Source organism: Mobilisporobacter senegalensis (genome assembly GCF_003752155.1).
GTDB lineage: Bacteria > Bacillota > Clostridia > Lachnospirales > Lachnospiraceae > Mobilisporobacter > Mobilisporobacter senegalensis.
In genome coordinates, this window is the sequence record NZ_RJVG01000016.1 from 12,379 (window position 1) to 33,172 (window position 20,794).

Sequence of the window (20,794 nt, forward strand, 5' to 3'; positions counted from 1 at the left end):
TGTAATTGTTTAATGTATTTTTAACTCAGTATAGTGGTCCAATATTAGGGCCAATTGCGAGAATTTTGGGTATTATACTAAATATGATATATGAATTTTTAGATATATTTCATATAGCAAATGCAGGTTTAAGTATTATTTTATTTACTTTTATTGTAAGGGCTTTAATGATACCTTTAACAATTAAACAACAGAAGTTTTCAAAGTTATCATCATTAATGAATCCGGAATTAACTGCCATTCAGGCAAAATATAAAGGTAAAAAAGATGAAGCTTCATTAAAAAAACAACAGTTAGAGACTCAGGCAGTCTATCAGAAATATGGAGCTAGTCCAACAAGCGGCTGTCTTCCAATGTTAATTACATTACCAATTATGTTTGCTCTTTATAGAGTAATCTATAATATACCGGCATATGTTGACTCTATTTATGGATTATATGAAAATATAGCTTCAGGTATTCAAGGAATCAGTGGTTATAGTCCAGTTATGATGGATTTTGCTAAAGAATTTAGTATACAGACATCTAAGTGGGATGATATAAGTAAACTTTCAACAAATCATGTAATTGATATATTATCACAATTCCAAAGAGGAACTTGGCAGGAATTAACAAGTAAATTTCCTAATATTACAGAAGTAATCCAAACAAATTCAGCAGAAATAATTAAACTTAATAGTTTTTTAGGTGGCTTAAATATTGCAGATAAACCAGGGCTTACCTGGCCGGGAATTTTAGTTCCTATTTTTGCTATGGCATTCCAATTTATACAGGGAAAACAAATGGAAACACAAACACCGGTGGATCCTAATAATCCTACTGCAAATACAATGAAAACAATGAATACAGTAATGCCTATTATGTCAGGTGTATTTTGTATATCATTACCTATTGGTGTTGGCCTATACTGGGTAGCAGGTAGTGTATTCCAAATTATTCAACAGTTTTTTATTAGTAAATACATGGAAAAAGTTGATGTAAATGAATTAATTGCTAAGAATGTAGAAAAAGCGAAGAAGAAAAAAGCGAAACTTGGTGTTAGTCCTGATGCATCATTAGAAGATTTAGCAAAAAAACAAACAAAATCAATTTCAGAAACAACAAATGTATCAAGTAAAACTGCAAGTTATGCAAACTTGAAAACAAATAATGAATCTTCCAATAAAAATAGTAATGTATCCTTTAAGAAAGGAAGTATAGCAGCAAATGCTAACCTGCTTAACAGGGATAAAACCGATAAGGGGGATAAATAATATGATGGATTGGGTCGTATATTCAGCTAAGACAGTGGATGAAGCATTAACAGAAGCTCTGATAGAAATGAACACAACCAGTGATAAAATTGAATATGAAGTGATTGAAAAAGAAACAAATGGAATTTTAGGTTTCTTTAGTAAGCCAGCTAAAATCAGAGTTAGAACTAAAAATACAATAGAAGGTATTACAAGAACTTTTTTAGAAAAACTTTTTAAAGCTATGAATATTGATTCTAAAATAGATATTGTTTATGATGAAGAAAATGGATCTATTGATATTGATATAAGCGGTGAAGATATGGGCATTCTTATTGGTAAAAGAGGACAAACATTAGATTCACTTCAATATTTAACAAGTCTTGTAGTTAATAAGGAAAGTAATAGTTATCTTAAAGTAAAAATTGATACAGAAAATTACAGGGAAAGAAGAAAAGAAACTCTTGAAAATCTTGCTAAAAACATTTCTTTTAAAGTAAAAAGAACAAAAAGAGCGGTTTCTTTAGAACCAATGAATCCTTATGAAAGAAGAGTAATTCACTCAGCTTTGCAAAATGATAAATTTGTGGAAACACATAGTGAAGGTGAAGAACCTTTTAGAAGAGTTGTAGTAACTTTAAAGAAAACAGCAAACAGTTATAAGAGTAATACAAATAAAAGTTATAATAAAGACTATAATCGTAGTTATAAAAGAGATAATAATTATTCAAAAGAAAGTAATAAAGAAAAATCATATTTTAATAATACAGATGATAATGTAAAATATGCTCAAGTAGAAAGAAACAATGATTAATCATTAATTTTAAATTATTAGATATTAGAATAATTATATTATTAAGGGATAGCGATATGAAAATGGCCGATGGAAATATTTCTATCGGCTATTTATATATTATGCTAAATAAAAGCAGTACAGATTGATTTTATTTAGTTTGGAGGAAATTTTATGAGAACAGAGACAATTGCTGCAGTAGCGACCGCTATGAGTAATGCTGGTATTAGTATTGTTAGAATAAGTGGCAGTGAAGCGATTGATATTATTAGTAAAATATTTAAACCGAAGAACAAAGATAAAGATATTAAAAAAGCCAACAGCCATACGATTCATTATGGATATATCATTGATGGATCAATTACTATAGATGAAGTTCTGGTATTAATAATGAAGGGACCAAATAGTTATACAAGGGAAGATATTGTTGAAATAGATTGTCATGGCGGAGTAACAGTAACAAAAAGAATTTTGGAAACAGTATTAAAATATGGAGCAAGAGCTGCAGAACCAGGAGAATTTACAAAAAGAGCTTTTTTAAATGGAAGGATTGATTTGTCACAGGCAGAGGCTGTAATAGATATTATTAATTCCAAAAACGAGTATGCCTTAAATAATGCCATGAATCAATTAAAAGGAAATATACTGACTAAGGTAAAAGATATCAGAGAGAATATCTTACATGATATAGCTTATATTGAAGCAGCTTTAGATGATCCTGAACATATTAGTTTAGAGTATTTTAGTGAAGAACTATTAATTCATATAAATGATAATCAAAAAGAATTAAGGAGACTTCTAGATTCTGCTGATAATGGACGAATCTTAAAAGAAGGTATAAAGACTGTTATACTAGGGAAACCAAATGCAGGAAAATCTTCTTTATTAAATATTCTTGTTGGAGATGAAAGAGCGATTGTAACAGATATTGCCGGAACAACAAGAGATACATTGGAAGAATCCATAAATATTAATGGAATTAGCTTAAATATTGTTGATACGGCGGGAATAAGAGATACAGAAGATGTTGTTGAAAAAATTGGTGTTGATAAAGCGAAGAGTTTTGCAAATTTTGCGGACCTTATTATATATGTAGTCGATGGTTCAACTACCCTTGATAAAAATGATCGGGAAATCATAGAAATGATAAAAGATAAAAAAGCGATTATTTTATTGAATAAAACGGATTTAGATATTATAACAAGGGAAGAAGATTTGAGAAAATATTTGACACAGCCTATTGTTTTAATTTCAGCGAAAGAAAATAAAGGAATTGATATTTTAGAAAATTTATTAAAAGATATGTTTTTTAATGGAGAGATATCATTTAATGATGAAGTATATATAACAAATATACGACATAAAGAAGCATTAAAAGAAAGTATTAATAGTTTGGAGCAGGTGGAAAAAAGTATAGAAGATAATATGCCAGAAGATTTCTATTCTATTGATTTAATGAATGCATATGAAGAGCTTGGTCATATTATAGGAGAATCTGTAGAAGATGACTTAGTTAATAAAATCTTTCATGAATTTTGTATGGGTAAATAGTAAATGTGTTTTTTAGAGGGAAAAGAGGAAATGTAATGTCATATATTTATGAAGATTATGATGTAGTTGTAGTTGGAGCTGGTCATGCAGGATGTGAGGCAGCATTGGCATGCGCCAGGTTATCATTAAATACTATTTGCTTTACAGTTAGTATGGACAGTATTGCTTTAATGCCATGTAATCCAAATATCGGGGGTAGTTCAAAGGGACATTTAGTAAGAGAAATAGATGCGTTGGGCGGTGAAATGGGTAAAAATATTGATAAGACATATATTCAGTCAAAGATGTTAAACCAGTCGAAAGGCCCTGCAGTTCACTCTTTGCGTGCTCAGGCAGATAAACAGGATTATAGCAGAGAAATGAGACTCACTCTTGAAAATACGCCAAATCTTACTTTAAAGCAGGCAGAAATTGTAGAAATATTAATTGAAGATAATAGAATAACAGGAGTTAAAACATATTCAGGAGCGATATATCCCTGTAAGGCAGTTATTTTAACAACAGGAACTTATTTAAATGCAAGATGTGTGTATGGAGATGTAAGTAATTATACAGGACCTAATGGTTTATCCTCAGCTAAATTTCTAACAGATTCTTTAAAAAACCTTGGTATTGAGATGTACCGTTTTAAAACCGGGACACCAGCCAGAATTGATAAAAGATCCATTGATTTTAGTAAGATGGAGGAACAATTAGGAGATGAGAATATCGTACCATTTTCATTTACTAATAAGCAGGAAGATATAAAAAAAGAACAGGTATCTTGTTGGTTAACATATACAAATGAGACAACTCATGAAATTATTAGAGCGAATATTAATCGTTCTCCATTATATAGCGGAGATATTAAAGGAACAGGACCAAGATATTGTCCTTCTATCGAAGATAAAGTAGTGCGTTTTTCAGATAAAGAGAGACACCAGGTATTTATTGAACCAGAAGGTAATTATACAAATGAAATGTATGTTGGAGGTATGTCCAGTTCCCTTCCGGAAGATGTTCAATATAATATGTATCGATCCGTTGCTGGATTAGAAAATGCTAAAATAGTAAGAAATGCATATGCTATAGAATATGATTGTATTAATCCTAATCAGTTAAAAGCCACATTAGAATTTAAAAATATCCATGGTTTATATAGTGCAGGACAATTTAATGGAAGTTCAGGATATGAAGAGGCAGCTGCACAAGGATTAATCGCTGGTATAAATGCATCCTTATCAATTCTTAATAAAGATCCGATTGTATTAAATCGCTCTGAAGCTTATATAGGTGTACTAATTGATGATCTAGTTACAAAAGAAAATCATGAACCATATCGAATGATGACTTCCCGGGCCGAATATCGTTTAATATTAAGACAAGATAATGCTGATCTAAGACTTACTAAGATTGGATATCAAGCAGGATTAATCGATCAAAAACGATATGATAATCTTATTTTAAAAGAAAAGCAAATTGAAGAAGAAATTATTCGTTTAGAGAATACCAATATAGGTGCAACGAAAGAAGTTCAGAAATTATTAGAATCTTTAGATAGCACACTTCTTAAAACAGGAACTACTTTAGCTGAATTGGTGAAGAGACCTGAATTGGATTATTATCTAATAGCACCTATAGATAATAAAAGACCTGAATTATCGGAAGAAGTTATTGAACAAGTTAATATTAATATAAAATATGATGGATATATTAAAAGACAATTAAAACAGGCAGAACACTTTAAGAAATTAGAAAATAAGATAATTCCTGAAGATATTGACTACGAAAATATTCAAAGTTTACGATTAGAGGCAAAACAAAAATTGGCCCGGATCAGACCTTTATCTATAGGACAGGCTTCAAGAATTTCAGGTGTTTCTCCTGCAGATATTTCAGTACTATTAGTTTATATGGAACAATTAAAACGAGGATGAAATCTATAGAAATAAAGATAGGTGGTAAGATTATGAAAGATGCTAATATGTTAATTAACGAGTTAAGAAAAATAAACATTGAATTAAGTCAAAATCAGATAGATCAATTATTAACTTATTATGATTTACTTATTGAAAAAAATAAAGTAATGAATCTTACCGCTATTACAGAATTTAAAGAGGTAGTTTATAAGCATTTTATTGATTCATTAATATTAAATAGAATATGTGATTTAAAAGAACCATATAGTATTTTAGATTTAGGTACGGGTGCCGGTTTTCCTGGAATTCCTCTTAAAATTGCATATCCTAATTTAGAAATTATACTTCTAGATTCCTTAAATAAAAGAATTAAGTTTTTAGATGAAGTTATTCTAAAGTTAAACCTGAATAATATTAGGACAATTCATGGAAGAGCAGAGGATTATGGAAATGATCCTTTGTATAGAGAGAAATTTGATTTATGTGTATCAAGGGCGGTAGCAAATCTTTCTACATTATCTGAATATTGTCTCCCTTTTATAAAAAAGGGAGGTAAGTTTATACCTTATAAATCAGGAAATATCAATGAAGAAATTAATATCTCTAAAAAAGCAATTAAAGTTTTTGGCGGTAACTTAGAAAAAGTTGATACTTTTATTATACCAGGAACAGATATTGAAAGATCACTGGTAGTTATAAGTAAAGAAAAGGCAACACCAAAAGAATATCCAAGATCTGCAGGAAAACCACAAAAAGAACCGATTATGGGGGATTAATATGATACAAGGAAAATACTTATATTTTACAGATGATTTATCGGAGTTAATAAAAATAAGAGAGAAAGTTCTTCATAACAAGGAATATTATCCTAAAAATACAGATAAAAATAATATGGACGAAAGCTCAGTTCATGCTGTAGTTTATGCTGATGACAGGCCTGTTGCAACAGGAAGAGTACATTCAGAGAAACAAGTATATTATATTGATGAAATAGCTGTTTTAGAAGAAGAACAAGGAAAAGGATATGGAGATTTTATTGTAAGAATGCTCATTGATAAAGCATTTATATTAGGCAGTGAAGAAGTAGTTGTATATTCACCGCCAGAATTAGAATTATTTTTTAAAAAAATAGGTTTCAGAATATATGGAAATGATATAAATAACAATGAACATGTTTTTATAAAGTTAAAAATATGTCAGGAAGATTTACTAAAAAAATGTCGAAAACAAGGATAAGTTTTCTTATTAAAAAATGATGATAGGAAATGGTAAGAAAAGAACATATTTTTAATATCAAAAAATGTCGACAGGTACAGGAAAAGGAAAAATATGGTCAAAAATTGTAAAAACATCATTTTTTTACTATTAATTTGTATTTATTAACAAAAATAAATATTTTTACTATTTATCTTCCAAATTCTTCGAATTTGTTGTAATATATATATAGTTGATATATTTGTTAATAATTAAATTATGAGGATTTAGGGTATAATGGGTAAAGACGATATTACAATAAACGACAATATTAGAGAAAATTCTAAAAAAATGGAATCATATTTAAATGAAATAGCAGATTATTTTTCAAATGAGTCAAGTGTTTTGAAGTTAAAAGCAGATGAAACAACAATGAATATAAATAATTTGCAGGATGATTTAGATATTACATTTGTGAATGAGAATGAAAATTATAATTTATTTTCTCCAATGGATAAAAGTGTATTAAATCAAAAAGAAAAGTTAAAATCTGAAGTCTCTTTATACAAACTACAACTCAATGAATGTATGGAAGAAATTGAGCGCCTTAATAGAAATAAAGAAAATATAAGTAAAGTTAAAAATTATATCATGATGTTAGAAGATGTAATTAATCAAAATTGTAAGTCTGTTTCTAATATAACTCATGTTGAGAAAAGTGATAATAAAAAGGATATCTATAAAGGTATTCAAATTTTAAATACACAAGAGTTAGAAAGAAAACGTATTGCCAGGGACCTACATGATTCAACTGTTCAAAACCTTACTAGTTTAATTCACAAAACTGAATTATGCTCAAAATATGTGGACATAGATAATATAAGAACGAAACTTGAATTAGAAATTATGAAAAAGACTATTCGAACAACAATTAATGATATGAGAGAGATAATATTTAATTTGCGTCCTATGTCTTTAGATGATTTAGGATTAATTCCAACAGTTGAAAGATATATAGAACAAATAATGAATAATAATGATATAAAGATAATATTTACTTATTTGAAGGATGAAAATAATATTTATTCAATTATCAATTTTACTCTATTTAGAATTATCCAAGAGGCTTGCAATAATGTATTAAAACATGCAAATGCCAATACTATAAAGATTCATTTAACTTATAACGAGTCTAATATCAATCTTTCAATAGAAGATGATGGGATGGGCTTTGATATAACCAATCAACTGAAAGAGAAATATATGACAAACTCTAATTTTGGATTATCTATTATGAAAGAAAGAGTATATTTATTATCAGGACAAATTCATATAGAATCGAACAAGAATCAAGGAACAAAACTTAATATTGATATACCTATGAATTCTTATATGGAGGATAAAGAATGAATATTAATATAGCTATAGTAGATGATCACAATGTAGTTAGAGAAGGAATTAAACAGCTTTTAGAGATTGATGGAGAAATAAAAGTAATAGGAGAAGCAAGAGATGGAATAGAGTGTTTAGAAATGTTAAAACATACAATTCCTGATGTTTTATTATTAGATATCAATATGCCTAATATGAATGGTTTACAAGTACTTGAGAAAATCAAAGCTAACTTAATTAAAGTTAAAATTCTCATACTTACAATTCATAATGAAGTAGAATATTTAATAAAAGCTGTAAACATTGGAGTAAATGGATATGTATTGAAAGATTCTGATTCCGCTGATCTTAAAAAAGCAATATGTGCGGTATATAATGGAGAAACATATATACAACCAAACCTGACTCCTCTTTTAAAAGAAAGTTTAAGAAAAAAAGCAGAAATTAAAGCAAGGGAATCTGATTTACTTACAAAAAGAGAACTTCAAGTATTAGAGTTATTATCTGAAGGATTGCTAAATAAAGAAATAGCTTATAAATTGGATATAAGCGAAAAAACAGTGAAAAATCATATTTCTAATATTTTTAAGAAAATCAATGTTTCAGACAGGACTCAAGCTGCAGTTTATGCAATAAAGAATAATATAGTTGATATTTTGTAATTAGTATATTTAAAGGTATAATGTTTCACGTGAAACATTATACCTTTTTATTTTATAAAATAAATCCTTATTAATAAAAAGTGATTATGCCAAACAAAAAAGTTTATAATTTAAGAATAAGAAAACTTCAATATTTCACTATTATAGATTATAGTTCTATTTTAGTTATGAAGTATATATCTACAATGAGATAATACAAGTGATTTTCATTAAAATAAAATGTTTCACGTGAAACATATAGGTTAAATAGAATATTACTTACATATATATTCTATAACTCATTATTTAATAGAAATAAAAACATATAGTTTATAACATTTATTATCAAATTTAATTCTAATGAGTAGATATATAGGCGGAATAGTGATATAATGTATTTTGCAAGCTACAAAGAAATAAAAGAAAACTATAAATAGGAGGGGGGATATAATGGGAAGAATCATAGCAATTGCAAATCAAAAAGGTGGAGTAGGAAAGACAACTACGGCAATTAATTTATCTGCCTGTTTAGCTGAAAAAGGTAAAAAGGTATTGACAATAGATATAGATCCACAGGGAAATACATCTAGTGGTCTGGGATTAGATAAGAGTAAAATAGAGAATACAGTATATGAATTAATTATTGGGCAATGTGAGGTTGAAGATTGCCTACAGGTTAATGTAATTGAAAATCTATCTATTTTGCCATCTAATGTAAACCTTTCGGGAGCCGAGATTGAATTAATAGGTACAGAAGAAAGGGAATTTATATTAAAAGGTAAAATTGAAAAGATACGAGATGATTATGAATTTATTATCATAGATTGCCCTCCTTCATTGAATGTATTAACTGTAAATGCAATGACAACAGCAGATACAGTATTAGTACCCATACAATGTGAATATTATGCTCTTGAAGGACTCACCCAATTAATACATACTATAAATCTGGTCAGAGAAAGACTAAATCCCAACTTGGAATTAGAAGGCGTCGTATTTACCATGTATGATGCAAGGACTAATTTATCTCTTCAAGTTGTAGAAAATGTTAAAAACAACTTAAAACAAGCAATCTATAAAACGATTATACCGAGGAATGTAAGATTAGCGGAATCCCCAAGCCATGGTCTTCCAATTAATTTATATGATCCTAAATCAGCAGGTGCTGAAGGATATCGTGATTTAGCAGATGAAGTAATTGAGAGAGGAGAAAAAGAATGGTAGCCAAAAGAGGATTAGGTAAAGGCCTTGATTCGATGATTCCTGAAAAAATAGGTAATATTAGTAAAGAAGAGAAGAAAACAGAACCGAATAATGTTTCACGTGAAACATTAATAAATATTAATGAAATCGAACCAAATAAATCTCAACCAAGAAAGAATTTTAATGAAGATGGAATTCTCGAATTAGCTGATTCTATCAAACAGTACGGTATAATTCAACCATTAATTCTCCAAAAAAAAGATAAATATTATGAGATAGTAGCAGGTGAACGTAGGTGGAGAGCGGCCAGAGCAGCCGGATTGAAGAAAGTTCCTGCAATTATCAAAAATTATACAACACAAGAAATAATGGAAATAGCCTTAATTGAAAATATTCAAAGGGAAGATTTAAATCCTATTGAAGAGGCAATAGCATATCAAAATTTAATTAGCGAATTCAACTTAAAGCAGGATGAGGTGGCTGAAAGAGTTTCAAAAAGTAGAACAGCAATTACTAACTCCATGAGATTGCTTAAACTGGATAGAAGAGTTCAGCAAATGCTAATAGATGATATGATATCCAGCGGACATGCCAGAACAATTCTTCCTATTGAGGATGGGGATGTTCAATACCATATAGCAACAAAAATTTTTGATGAAAAACTGAGCGTGAGAGAAACAGAAAAATTAATTAAAAATCTTAACAAAAATCCAATTAGTAAAAAACAAGAAGTAGATAATAGTATATATATTTATAAAGACTTAGAAGAAAAAATAAAAAGAATTATTGGTACGAAGGTAACCATTAATAAAAAGTCAAAAAATAAAGGAAAAATAGAGATAGAATATTATTCTGAAGAAGAATTAGAACGAATTATAGATTTGTTTGAAAATATGGAACAATAAGAAGTGAGGAGAAAACAGCAATGAATTATTATCTAGAGTTAATAGATTTATATAGTGCATATATTATAATTGGAATTATGAGTTTTATACTTTTGTTATTAATATTATTAATTATCAGTAATGTTAAATACAGTAAATTAAATAGGAAATATAAAAGTTTCATGCAGGGGACAAGTGGTGAAAGTATAGAAAGAATAGTATTAGATAAATTTGAAGAGATTAATGAATTAAAAAAAGAAACGAATATCATCAATACTCATCTAAAAAAGATTGATGAAATATTATCGATTACCTATCAAAAATCTGCAATTGTAAAATACGATGCATTTAAAGAAATGGGTGGTAAATTAAGTTTTGCTCTTGCACTGTTAAATGAAGAAAACAATGGATTTATTATTAATTCTATGCATAGCAGTAGAGAAGGTTGTTATACTTATATCAAAGAAGTTATTAAAGGGGAATCTTTTGTACAATTGGCAGAAGAAGAAAAGCAAGCATTGGAAGAAGCAAAAAATAGTAGAAAATATATGTAATAAAAGAGAGGTCAGCATATACTGTATGCTGACCTCTCTTTATTTAATATAGTGTAATTCTAATTATATAAAATTATTGGACTTTGTAAATTTAATCAGATTACCTATTTATTTAGTTTTCTTAGGAACATTTCCTTTACCATAATATGCGACTTTATAAATATCTTCTAATTCAGATACTAATGGTAAACGAGGATTTGCAGTTGTACATTGATCTCCAAAAGCTAAATCTGCAAGTGGAGAAACTTTAGATAAGAAGTCTTGTTCATTAATACCATATTCTTTTAATGTAGCTGGTATTTCAAGATATTCATTTAATTCTTCAACCATTTTAGCAAATTGTTCAACCGCATCATCATTGCTCTTTGGATTATATCCAAGTTTCTTCATAAGAACAAAAATTTTATCTCCAACAATATAATTCTCGTATTTTGGCCATGCAGTAAACTTAGTAGGATTTGCAACACCATTGTATCTGATTACATGTGGTAAAAGAATAGCATTTGCACAACCGTGAGGTACATGGAATTCTCCTCCTAGTTTGTGTGCTAATGAATGGTTGATTCCAAGGAATGCGTTTGTAAATGCCATACCTGCAATTGTTGATGCATTATGCATTTTTTCACGAGCAACAGGATCGCTTGCCCCATTTGTAAAGGATCTCTTAAGATAAGTAAATACCATTTCAATTGCGTGAATTGCAAGTGCATCTGTATAATCAGAAGCAAGAATAGAAACATAAGCTTCATATGCATGGGTTAATACATCCATCCCTGTCCATGCAGTAGATTTTTTTGGAACTGACATAACGAAATCCGGATCAATAATCGCAACATCTGGAGTTAATTCGTAATCAGCTAATGGATATTTTTTGTTTTCTTCCTTGTCAGAAATAACGGCAAATGATGTTACTTCTGATCCAGTACCAGATGTTGTAGGTATAGCAACAAGCTGTGCCTTATGTCCAAGAGTAGGGAATTTGTAAGCTCTCTTTCTGATATCTAAGAATTTAAGTGACATATTTTTAAAATCTGCATCTGGTTGTTCATAAAATAGCCACATACCCTTTGCAGCATCAATTGCAGAACCGCCACCTAAAGCAATAATAACATCAGGCTGGAATTTGTTCATTGATTCCACCCCTCTTTTGATTGTGTCAAGAGAAGGATCTGGTTCAACTTGGTCAAAAATTTCACAATGTACATATTCTTCACGTTTTCTTAACTGATATAGAATCTTATCTACATAACCTAATTGTGTCATAGAAGGATCTGTTACAATAAAAGCTTTTGAGATTCCCGGCATTTTTTGAAGATAAGCAGTTGAGCCTGATTCAAAATAAATTTTGTTTGGAATCTTAAACCATTGCATATTATTTCTCCTTTTTGCCACACGTTTTATATTTACAAGATCAACAGCAGATACATTATGAGTAGTTGAGTTACCGCCATAAGATCCGCAGCCTAACGTAAGAGATGGCATATTGGTATTATATAAATCGCCGATAGCACCATGAGTAGAAGGTGAATTTACGATAATACGACCTGTCTTCATTCTATTAGAGAATTCTGTAATAACCTTTTCATCAGTTGAATGTAATACAGATGAGTGGCCCATACCACCATTATGCAGCATATCTTCACAGAGCCTTAAACCGTCTTCGACGTCTTTAGCTTTTACTACTGCAAGTACAGGAGATAATTTTTCTTTAGAAAGTGGGTAATCAGCACCAACACCGCCTAATTCAGTACATAATATCTTTGTATCTTCCGGAATACTAAATCCGGCTAATTTAGCAATATATGCAGGAGATTTACCAACGATGTCTGGATTAACTGCCATTTTTTCTAAATTAATAACAACTGGTTCAAGCTTTTTAATTTCTTCTTTGGTTGCAAAATAGCAGCCAGCTTTTTTCATTAATTCAATAACTTCTTTATAAACAGGTTCTTCAATAATTGCTGCTTGTTCAGAGGCACAAATCATACCATTATCAAAAGATTTTGATAATACTAAATCATTTACAGCTCTTTTTAGAACAGCAGTCTTATCAATAAAGCAAGGTACGTTACCAGGGCCTACACCAAGAGCAGGTTTCCCTGATGAATATGCTGCTTTAACCATTCCTGGACCGCCTGTTGCAAGAATACAAGAAACACCTGTATGATTCATAAGAACGGATGTTGCTTCGATAGAAGGATATTCAATCCATTGGATACAGTTTTCTGGGGCACCAGCTTTAATTGCTGCATCTAATAAAGTTTTAGCTGCTTCAGTAGAACACTTCTGTGCACTTGGATGAAAACCAAATATAATTGGATTTCGTGTCTTAATACAAGAAATAATTTTAAACATTGTTGTTGAAGTAGGATTAGTAACCGGAGTAACACCGGCAACAATGCCAATAGGTTCAGCTACTAACATATAATCTTCTTCATCATTATCTTCGATAATACCTACAGTTTTTTGATATTTTATTGAATGCCAAATATATTCTGTCGCAAAAATATTTTTGGTTATTTTATCTTCGTATACTCCTCTGCCAGTTTCTTCAACTGCCATTTTCGCAAGTACTTGTTGTTTCGCAAGTCCTGCAAGAGCCATTTCATGAACTATGTTATCAATGGTAGCTTGATCTAACTCTAGAAACTCGTGTAATGCAACTTGAGCTTTTTCAACTAGGCTATTTACATGTTCTTGAGGTGTTGGTTGTTTTTTCTCTGCCATAAATATTATCCTCCTATAATTCATCAATCCATAAGTGAAATGATAACAATATAATAATGTTAAAAATTTAACAATTTGATTACAATAACAATATATCATACCTGTTAAATATTTGTCAAAGAAAATTTGCTAAAAATCGATCTTAAAAATATACAAATTTAATAAATAAAAAAAATATTTATATACAAAATAAACAAAACAATTGACATTTCTCTTGTATACATAGTAATATGTATAATATTGTACAAAATAAATTAATAAAACAAGTAAATATGTAGAAAAGATATTTAATAATAATGTATTATTGAAATAAACTCATATGGCGAGTAATATAATCATATGAAGGAATTTTTTATAAAATAGAAACTTTTATAATTATTTATAAATACTTAGAAACAATAAACTATGTCTTGGAGTGAATTAGATCAGCTTAATTCACAAATGGTGTATGAGATGAGAAAAATATCCTTAAAAGCACTAAAGGGAAATGAAAAATTAGCAATGGACTTGATCAGTGAATCAGGTATTATTTTAATGTCTAAAGGAAGTACAATAAAGAAAGAGTATATTTCCAGACTTAAAGAATTAAGTATTGATTATCTATATATAGAAGACGAATTATCTAAGGGAGTCAAGGTTGATGAGATCCTTGAAATACAAATTAAAGATCAGTGTCAAAAAACAGTAAAAGATATTTTAGAAAGATTCACATACAGTGCCGCTTCAGAACTTCAAACATTGACTTGTGTTGCAGAAGAAATTATTCTTGATATATTAGAAGAACCAGAGGTTATGTATAATATTTCGGGAGTAAGAAAAAAGAGTGAGAGCACTTATGCCCATTGTGTTAATGTATGTACTTTATCAGTTCTGGTAGCAATAAAAATGAAGCTTCCTGCAAATAAAGTTCGTGAAATAGCAATCGGAAGCTTATTACATGATATTGGATATAATTATATTGCGAAAGATTATTCTGATGTAGATATGTCAACATTAAATCCTAATGAAATCAGAGAAATCAAGAAACATGTGATATATGGATATTCAGCAGTGGAGAAAGAAGCCTGGTTATCTTCTGTATCAAAAGATATTATATTGACCCATCATGAAAGGATTGATGGATCTGGTTACCCGTTTCATTTGAATGATGACAGGATTAAGCTGGGAAGTAAAATCGTAGCTGTATGTGATGAGTTTGATAGTAAAGTATATGGTTTTTATACAGACAAATTAAAAGTACATGAAACAATTGAATATATAATGAGTTTAAGTGGAATCAAATATGACTTTTCTGTAGTTAAAATTTTTTATGAGTCAGTTGCAGCTTACCCAAATGGAACGACTGTTATTACAAATGAAGGGGAAACAGGAATTGTACTCAGACAAAATAGAAAATGTCCTACAAGGCCAATTATAAGAATAGTAATTGATAAAGATGGAAACAACTGTAATGAGTGGATTGAGAAAGATCTTACCAAAGATTTAACTTTATTTATTAACGATACAATCGAATCCTATTAACAGGTAAGGTCAAAGTGCTTGCAAATTTAAAGTTAATCGTATATAATGAACAGATAAACATAGTAAAATAGCGTAGATGAAAACTAAGATTTAAAAGCATGAAAGAGAGTTGGCGGTAGGTGCAAGCCAATATGCTTAAGAATCGTTCCACTTTCGTAGCTGCTAACGATGAGTTAGAAGGATTGTACCCTTTATCGTACTTCTTGAGAGGCTAATGAAATTAGCAATTTGGGTGGTATCGCGGATTCTTTCGTCCCATTATTTGATGCAATAGTGACATATATGAGATAATCAAAATTCTTATATTTATCAATTGTACAGATAGGGTATGAAAGAATTTTTTTATTTAATTTAAATATTAATATGTATGCAGACTATGAGATTTTTAATAATGAGATTTCTCATGGAAATATAATAAATGCGAAAAATTTAGGAGGAAATATTATGTTGGACATTAAATTATTAAGAAGTAATTTTGAAGAAGTAGAGAGAAGATTATCTACGAGAAATGAAGAATTTGACTTAAGCAAATTCAAAACGTTAGATGAAGAAAGACGTAAATTATTAGGAGAAGTTGAAGTTCTTAAGAATGAACAAAATAGTGTATCCAAACAAGTTCCTATCTTAAAAAAAGAAGGAAAAGATGTATCTGGAATTTTAGAAGAGATGAAAAAACTTTCTGATAAAATTAAAGAATATGACGTTAAAATCAAAGAAGTTGATACAGAACTTGATAATTGGATGCTTACCATTCCTAATCTGCCTCATCCATCTGTACCACAGGGAAAAACAGATGAAGATAATTTAGAAATTCGTAAATTTAGTGAACCTACAAAATTTAATTTTGAACCAAAAGCCCATTGGGATCTTGGTTCCGATTTAGGAATTATAGATCCAGAAACAGCAGCGAAAACAACTGGTGCAAGATTTACATTTTATAAAGGATCAGGTGCAAGATTAGAGCGTGCCATTATGAATTTCTTTTTAGACTGCCATTCTGAAAAACATGGTTACACAGAAGTATTTCCACCATTCATGGTAAGTAGAGAAAGTATGACGGGCACAGGCCAGCTTCCAAAATTTGAAGAAGATGCATATAAAGTAAATGGCGATGGAAAAGAATATTTCCTTGTACCAACAGCAGAAGTTCCAGTAACTAATATGTACAGAGAACAAATATTAGATGGTAATACATTGCCTATTAAGCATGTTGCCTATACAGCTTGTTTTCGAGCAGAAGCAGGATCTGCAGGCAGAGATACCAGAGGACTCATTAGACAGCATCAATTTAACAAAGTAGAATTAGTTAAGTTCACAAAGCCTGAAGATTCCTATGATGAACTGGAAAAATTAACTCGGGATGCAGAAGAAGTATTACAATTATTAGGACTTCCTTACAGAGTCGTAAAAATTTGTGTTGGAGATTTAGGTTTTACTGCAGCATTAAAATATGATATTGAAGTTTGGATGCCAAGTTATAATCGTTATGTGGAAATTTCAAGCTGTAGTAATTTTGAAGACTTCCAGGCAAGGCGCGCTAATATAAAATATAAAGATAATGTGAAAGACAAAGCAAAATATGTTCATACTTTAAATGGCAGCGGCGTTGCAATTGGACGTACAACAGCAGCAATCTTAGAGAATTATCAACAGGAAGATGGAAGCATTCTTATTCCAGAAATATTGAGACCTTACATGAATGGAATTGATGTAATTAAATAACCAAAAATAAGATATAGACAAATGTATTTATAAGTGCTATAAATACAATATAATAAAGAAAGCAGGTGATGACTATGCATAGTTACCTACGAGCAATAGGATTTAGCAAAGTTAATACAAGAGCAGACCTCGACAAAATAATAGGCATGGTCATGGACCAGCCGACTGTATCATATGTAACCAGTAAGAGTGAGAAGACCGTCCTAACAGAAATATCAAGAGATTTTTCTGAGAGAATGGGTATTACTCTTCGGGGAGAATATGATGAGAAAGGATTTTTTCACCTTGAACACTATTTTCCACATTTTAGAGGCCAGGTAATTAGCACAAAAGAAGAAGTTGCAATAAATAAAAGAGTAGATACAGACGCTTATACAGGTATGTGCGATGATATCAGGCTTGGGGTATCCCTTATATTCTATCTGCAAAATGTCATAGACTATATCGACTTAAAGAAAGAAAAAGGGGACCATTCCATTATGGCACCAATTACTTTATCCGGTTTGTCTACCAGTGGTAAGATTCTTTTTGGAATAAATAAAGATGAAAAAGAAAAAGAAAATAAAACACTGGAAACAAAGAAGAGAAATAAATTAATAGCAGATGCAAGAAATGGAGATCAAGAAGCAATTGATAGCCTTACCATTGATGATATTGATTTACTTGCAACAGTTTCCAGAAGAGCGAAGCAGGAAGATATTTATTCTATTGTAGATACGTCATTTATTCCTTATGGGTCTGAATCAGATAATTATTCTATTGTGGGAACTATAATGGATGTTAAATTAATTCAAAATGAATTAACGAAAGAATCTATATATGATTTAATCATAGAATGCAATGATTTAATTTATGAAATCTGTATTAATAAAATTGATATTCTTGGGGAACCAGAGGTAGGAAGAAGATTCAAGGGAAATATATGGATGCAGGGATTTATTAATTTTTCAGAATAATATTGACTATCTTGCTTTAAAATAGTAGAATAAATACGTTGTTTTATATGTATTTATAGCTCAGCAGGATAGAGCGACCGCCTCCTAAGCGGTAGGTCGGCGGTTCGAATCCGCCTAAGTACATGAAGAGGACTATCTAAATTCTTATTGGAATTTAAATAGTCCTTTTTCTTTTTATATGAAGCTTTATTGATATTTTTATAAATCAGTAAAATCATGGTCAAAAGATTTTTTTGGATATCTTCTGCGGGATCTATAAAGTTTTCGATATTTTCTTCTTGGTTTTTCTACAAGAAAATAATAAAGAGAGCCAATGAAAAGAAAAACAAAAACAATACCACCAATCACAAAAACTTTTTGATTTTTCTCAATATGATCTTTTATTGTAAGACCATCGTCATAAGTAATAGAAGCTTTTTGCAATTTCACAGTAGCTGAATTATCATATAGTATATCAGCAGTCCCCACTAATTTTCCATCAAATTCATAAGTCACATTTCCAATAACATTGATACCTTCATTCAAATTTGAGCTATCGTTATAATTGATGGATCTTTCCGTTTCAGATAATTCAACAGAATTAGGAAGGATGATAATACCTTTATTGCTTATTTTTAATGGTAGGTTTTCTGTATCAAATAAATTATTAAATTTGCTAAAAAGAGATAAGTCTTCAAAGGCTTTAGCATTTTCATTATCAGTAATTTTGTAGGCTGTATAATTACTGAAACCAAAATCTAATAATTTCTTTGTATCTGTATACTGAGCTTGTCCATTATCTTCATTCATTATTATACATATTAAATCCATATTATCCCTGGATGCAAAAGTAGCTAAATTGTATCTGGCTAATTGTGTGAACCCGGTTTTACCACCAAATGCACCATCATAATGATAAGATGTATTTCTAACCATTTTATGATGATTATAAATTGGACGGGATTGCTTTTGAATATTTGTTGGAGGAATTACATAATTAGTAGTAGATGTAATTTCCCTGAAAGAATCATATTTTAATAATTCTTTAGATATAAGAGCCAAATCATAGGCACTTGTATAATGCTTTTCATCAAATAATCCATGTGGATTAATAAAATTAGTATTCTGGCAGCCAAGTTCTTTGGCACGTTTATTCATAAGATTGGCAAATTCATCAACGCTTCCCGATATATGTTCTGCCACAGCATAAGATACTTCATTTGCAGAAGCTAACATAATACCATATAAAGAATTTTCCATTGTCAGCTTTTCACCTACATCAATACCAATATGGCTGCTTCCACGTTCGATATTAAAGACAGAATCTCTTGAAAAAGTAACAATATCATCCATAGATGAATTTTCAAGTGCCAATAAAGTGGTCATTAATTTAGTTGTACTAGCAGGATAATTTTTTTTGTGGATATTTTTCTCATATAAAATCAAACCTGTGGATGCTTCCATAACAATAGCAGATTTGGCACTTATACTCGGGCCTTTTGGCCAGACAGATGCTTCTTTTGCTGCACCAGCAGGTAATGTATTTAAAGATAAGGAAGCTACTATTAAAAAAAATGCGGCTATTCGTTTCATATGAACTCCTTTATGTAATCTTTCCAACAGAAAGCTTATTTTTATTAGTATTTGATATTTTTAAAAAATAATTCGGTAAATATACAGATTCTTAAATTCAAGGAAATAAAATACAAGTTAATTATAGAATATTTTTATAGTGGTATCAAGTGAAAAAGTATTAAATTTGTCGTAAATATGACTCTTTGCCTCAGTAATTAAAAATACCTTGTGATATTAATGTTTATATGTGTCCCAGCCAGAAGATGGACATATAAACAATTAAACCACAAGGTTAAATAAAACATTAGGCAAAGCGTCATAGGATAATCGAAAACTAGTATTTACTGACACCAGCAGCCTTATTTCTTTTGATAACTTTAAGTCTGGTAAATTCTTCACGTTCCTTCTCTTCCAGAGCATTACTAATTTCTGTAGTTAAGGCTGTAAAGTGAGGGATAGTGATATTTTTTAAAGCATTTGCACGCTTTTGTGTTTTTTTAATATTTGTAGCTAAACGATAGGCTGAATTTTCAACCATTGCAAGTCGTATGGAAAGTTCTTTCACTTTATTAAAATGACGACATGCTTCATCCAGAGAAAGCTTAGTATTATAATAGGCATAAGTAGGTTTAAAACTTGTATTCTCAAATTCTACAAGTGGAATTTCAGTACCCATAATACTTCTGGTTTTTATTGTAATACTGTTTTCTTCCGGAACGGACCTGCTCAGCTCCTCTACATTATTGATCCCCATTTCAATATTTGCTTTTTGAAGTGCAAGGTAAGCTTCTCTGAAAGTTATATCTATTTCTGTTTGTATATCTTTTGCCTTATCAATTAATTCCATAAGCTCTCGAATTAGGATATTACGTTTTTTATCCATAAGTTCATAACCTTGTTTTGATAAAGCAAGGGAATTCTTTGCAAGTATAAGGTTACCCTTGGTAGGGAAAGTATTAGGATCCATAACAT

The 20,794-nt window shown here is 30.0% G+C and carries 17 protein-coding genes, 1 tRNA gene and 1 other annotated feature; of the genes, 15 read left to right on the plus strand and 3 right to left on the minus strand.

Annotation, left to right across the window (positions count from 1 at the left end; all coding sequences use genetic code 11):
- The first annotated feature begins 5 nt into the window (after positions 1–5).
- The 11 genes from EDD66_RS17280 (at position 6) to EDD66_RS17330 (ending at position 11,342) form a co-directional block, all read left to right on the plus strand.
- The gene (locus tag EDD66_RS17280; RefSeq protein WP_123610847.1) at positions 6–1,253 is read left to right on the plus strand and encodes a YidC/Oxa1 family membrane protein insertase; all 1,248 of its coding nucleotides are present in this window, start codon (positions 6–8) and stop codon (positions 1,251–1,253) included.
- Positions 1,254–1,257: 4 nt separating this feature from the next.
- Complete coding sequence (gene jag, locus EDD66_RS17285; protein WP_123610887.1) at positions 1,258–2,046, plus strand: RNA-binding cell elongation regulator Jag/EloR; 789 nt, start codon at positions 1,258–1,260, stop codon at positions 2,044–2,046.
- Between the two features lie 153 nt (positions 2,047–2,199).
- Positions 2,200–3,576, plus strand: a complete 1,377-nt coding sequence (gene mnmE / locus EDD66_RS17290; RefSeq protein ID WP_123610848.1) for a tRNA uridine-5-carboxymethylaminomethyl(34) synthesis GTPase MnmE — start codon at positions 2,200–2,202, stop codon at positions 3,574–3,576.
- Positions 3,577–3,611: 35 nt separating this feature from the next.
- Positions 3,612–5,492, plus strand: a complete 1,881-nt coding sequence (mnmG, locus tag EDD66_RS17295) for a tRNA uridine-5-carboxymethylaminomethyl(34) synthesis enzyme MnmG (protein WP_123610849.1) — start codon at positions 3,612–3,614, stop codon at positions 5,490–5,492.
- Positions 5,493–5,524: 32 nt separating this feature from the next.
- Positions 5,525–6,250 carry a 16S rRNA (guanine(527)-N(7))-methyltransferase RsmG gene (rsmG, locus tag EDD66_RS17300; protein WP_123610850.1) on the plus strand — a complete coding sequence of 242 codons (726 nt, stop codon included), beginning with the start codon at positions 5,525–5,527 and terminating at the stop codon, positions 6,248–6,250.
- Position 6,251: 1 nt separating this feature from the next.
- Entirely contained in the window at positions 6,252–6,710 is a 459-nt protein-coding gene (locus EDD66_RS17305; protein WP_123610851.1) for a GNAT family N-acetyltransferase, read from the plus strand.
- Between the two features lie 255 nt (positions 6,711–6,965).
- Positions 6,966–8,078: a sensor histidine kinase gene (locus EDD66_RS17310; RefSeq protein WP_123610852.1), complete on the plus strand. Its 1,113-nt coding sequence runs from the start codon at positions 6,966–6,968 to the stop codon at positions 8,076–8,078.
- Positions 8,075–8,722: a response regulator gene (locus EDD66_RS17315; protein ID WP_123610853.1), complete on the plus strand. Its 648-nt coding sequence runs from the start codon at positions 8,075–8,077 to the stop codon at positions 8,720–8,722. Before EDD66_RS17310 ends, EDD66_RS17315 begins: the two co-directional genes overlap by 4 nt.
- 429 nt (positions 8,723–9,151) lie before the next feature.
- Positions 9,152–9,925 carry a ParA family protein gene (locus tag EDD66_RS17320; protein WP_123610854.1) on the plus strand — a complete coding sequence of 258 codons (774 nt, stop codon included), beginning with the start codon at positions 9,152–9,154 and terminating at the stop codon, positions 9,923–9,925.
- On the plus strand, positions 9,919–10,809 hold the full coding sequence (locus EDD66_RS17325; RefSeq protein WP_123610855.1) for a ParB/RepB/Spo0J family partition protein: 891 nt from the start codon (positions 9,919–9,921) through the stop codon (positions 10,807–10,809). Before EDD66_RS17320 ends, EDD66_RS17325 begins: the two co-directional genes overlap by 7 nt.
- Positions 10,810–10,829: 20 nt before the next feature.
- Positions 10,830–11,342 carry a DUF4446 family protein gene (locus EDD66_RS17330; RefSeq protein ID WP_123610856.1) on the plus strand — a complete coding sequence of 171 codons (513 nt, stop codon included), beginning with the start codon at positions 10,830–10,832 and terminating at the stop codon, positions 11,340–11,342.
- Between the two features lie 108 nt (positions 11,343–11,450).
- Here the strand turns inward: EDD66_RS17330 and adhE are convergent, their stop codons facing one another.
- Positions 11,451–14,069, minus strand: coding sequence for a bifunctional acetaldehyde-CoA/alcohol dehydrogenase (gene adhE, locus EDD66_RS17335; protein ID WP_123610857.1), 2,619 nt, complete (start codon positions 14,067–14,069; stop codon positions 11,451–11,453).
- Positions 14,070–14,522: 453 nt separating this feature from the next.
- On the opposite strand from adhE, the gene EDD66_RS17340 reads away from it, so the two are divergent.
- From EDD66_RS17340 to EDD66_RS17355, 4 genes are all read left to right on the plus strand, one after another.
- Positions 14,523–15,590 (plus strand): HD-GYP domain-containing protein, encoded by a 1,068-nt coding sequence (locus EDD66_RS17340; protein ID WP_170164411.1) that lies wholly within the window; start codon positions 14,523–14,525, stop codon positions 15,588–15,590.
- A 64-nt stretch (positions 15,591–15,654) separates the two neighbouring features.
- Positions 15,655–15,851: a binding site (T-box leader), on the plus strand.
- 183 nt (positions 15,852–16,034) lie between these two features.
- Positions 16,035–17,312: a serine--tRNA ligase gene (gene serS, locus EDD66_RS17345; protein WP_123610859.1), complete on the plus strand. Its 1,278-nt coding sequence runs from the start codon at positions 16,035–16,037 to the stop codon at positions 17,310–17,312.
- A gap of 74 nt (positions 17,313–17,386) precedes the next feature.
- A complete protein-coding gene (locus EDD66_RS17350) occupies positions 17,387–18,268 on the plus strand; it encodes a DUF3881 family protein (protein ID WP_123610860.1) in 882 nt (293 codons plus the stop codon).
- Between the two features lie 49 nt (positions 18,269–18,317).
- Positions 18,318–18,391 (plus strand) — tRNA-Arg (locus EDD66_RS17355).
- A 75-nt stretch (positions 18,392–18,466) separates the two neighbouring features.
- Here the strand turns inward: EDD66_RS17355 and EDD66_RS17360 are convergent.
- Positions 18,467–19,840: a D-alanyl-D-alanine carboxypeptidase family protein gene (locus tag EDD66_RS17360; RefSeq protein WP_123610861.1), complete on the minus strand. Its 1,374-nt coding sequence runs from the start codon at positions 19,838–19,840 to the stop codon at positions 18,467–18,469.
- A gap of 316 nt (positions 19,841–20,156) precedes the next feature.
- Positions 20,157–20,789, minus strand: coding sequence for a V-type ATP synthase subunit D (locus EDD66_RS17365; RefSeq protein WP_123610862.1), 633 nt, complete (start codon positions 20,787–20,789; stop codon positions 20,157–20,159).
- Between the last annotated feature and the right edge of the window lie 5 nt (positions 20,790–20,794).

Bases quoted from the DNA above. Each gene is read 5' to 3' on its own strand.
- jag (WP_123610887.1), top strand. From the start codon at position 1,258: ATGGATTGGGTCGTATATTCAGCTAAGACAGTGGATGAAGCATTAACA.
- mnmE (WP_123610848.1), top strand. From the start codon at position 2,200: ATGAGAACAGAGACAATTGCTGCAGTAGCGACCGCTATGAGTAATGCT.
- mnmG (WP_123610849.1), top strand. From the start codon at position 3,612: ATGTCATATATTTATGAAGATTATGATGTAGTTGTAGTTGGAGCTGGT.
- rsmG (WP_123610850.1), top strand. From the start codon at position 5,525: ATGAAAGATGCTAATATGTTAATTAACGAGTTAAGAAAAATAAACATT.
- EDD66_RS17305 (WP_123610851.1), top strand. From the start codon at position 6,252: ATGATACAAGGAAAATACTTATATTTTACAGATGATTTATCGGAGTTA.
- EDD66_RS17310 (WP_123610852.1), top strand. From the start codon at position 6,966: ATGGGTAAAGACGATATTACAATAAACGACAATATTAGAGAAAATTCT.
- EDD66_RS17315 (WP_123610853.1), top strand. From the start codon at position 8,075: ATGAATATTAATATAGCTATAGTAGATGATCACAATGTAGTTAGAGAA.
- EDD66_RS17320 (WP_123610854.1), top strand. From the start codon at position 9,152: ATGGGAAGAATCATAGCAATTGCAAATCAAAAAGGTGGAGTAGGAAAG.
- EDD66_RS17325 (WP_123610855.1), top strand. From the start codon at position 9,919: ATGGTAGCCAAAAGAGGATTAGGTAAAGGCCTTGATTCGATGATTCCT.
- EDD66_RS17330 (WP_123610856.1), top strand. From the start codon at position 10,830: ATGAATTATTATCTAGAGTTAATAGATTTATATAGTGCATATATTATA.
- adhE (WP_123610857.1), bottom strand. From the start codon at position 14,069: ATGGCAGAGAAAAAACAACCAACACCTCAAGAACATGTAAATAGCCTA.
- EDD66_RS17340 (WP_170164411.1), top strand. From the start codon at position 14,523: ATGAGAAAAATATCCTTAAAAGCACTAAAGGGAAATGAAAAATTAGCA.
- serS (WP_123610859.1), top strand. From the start codon at position 16,035: ATGTTGGACATTAAATTATTAAGAAGTAATTTTGAAGAAGTAGAGAGA.
- EDD66_RS17350 (WP_123610860.1), top strand. From the start codon at position 17,387: ATGCATAGTTACCTACGAGCAATAGGATTTAGCAAAGTTAATACAAGA.
- EDD66_RS17360 (WP_123610861.1), bottom strand. From the start codon at position 19,840: ATGAAACGAATAGCCGCATTTTTTTTAATAGTAGCTTCCTTATCTTTA.
- EDD66_RS17365 (WP_123610862.1), bottom strand. From the start codon at position 20,789: ATGGATCCTAATACTTTCCCTACCAAGGGTAACCTTATACTTGCAAAG.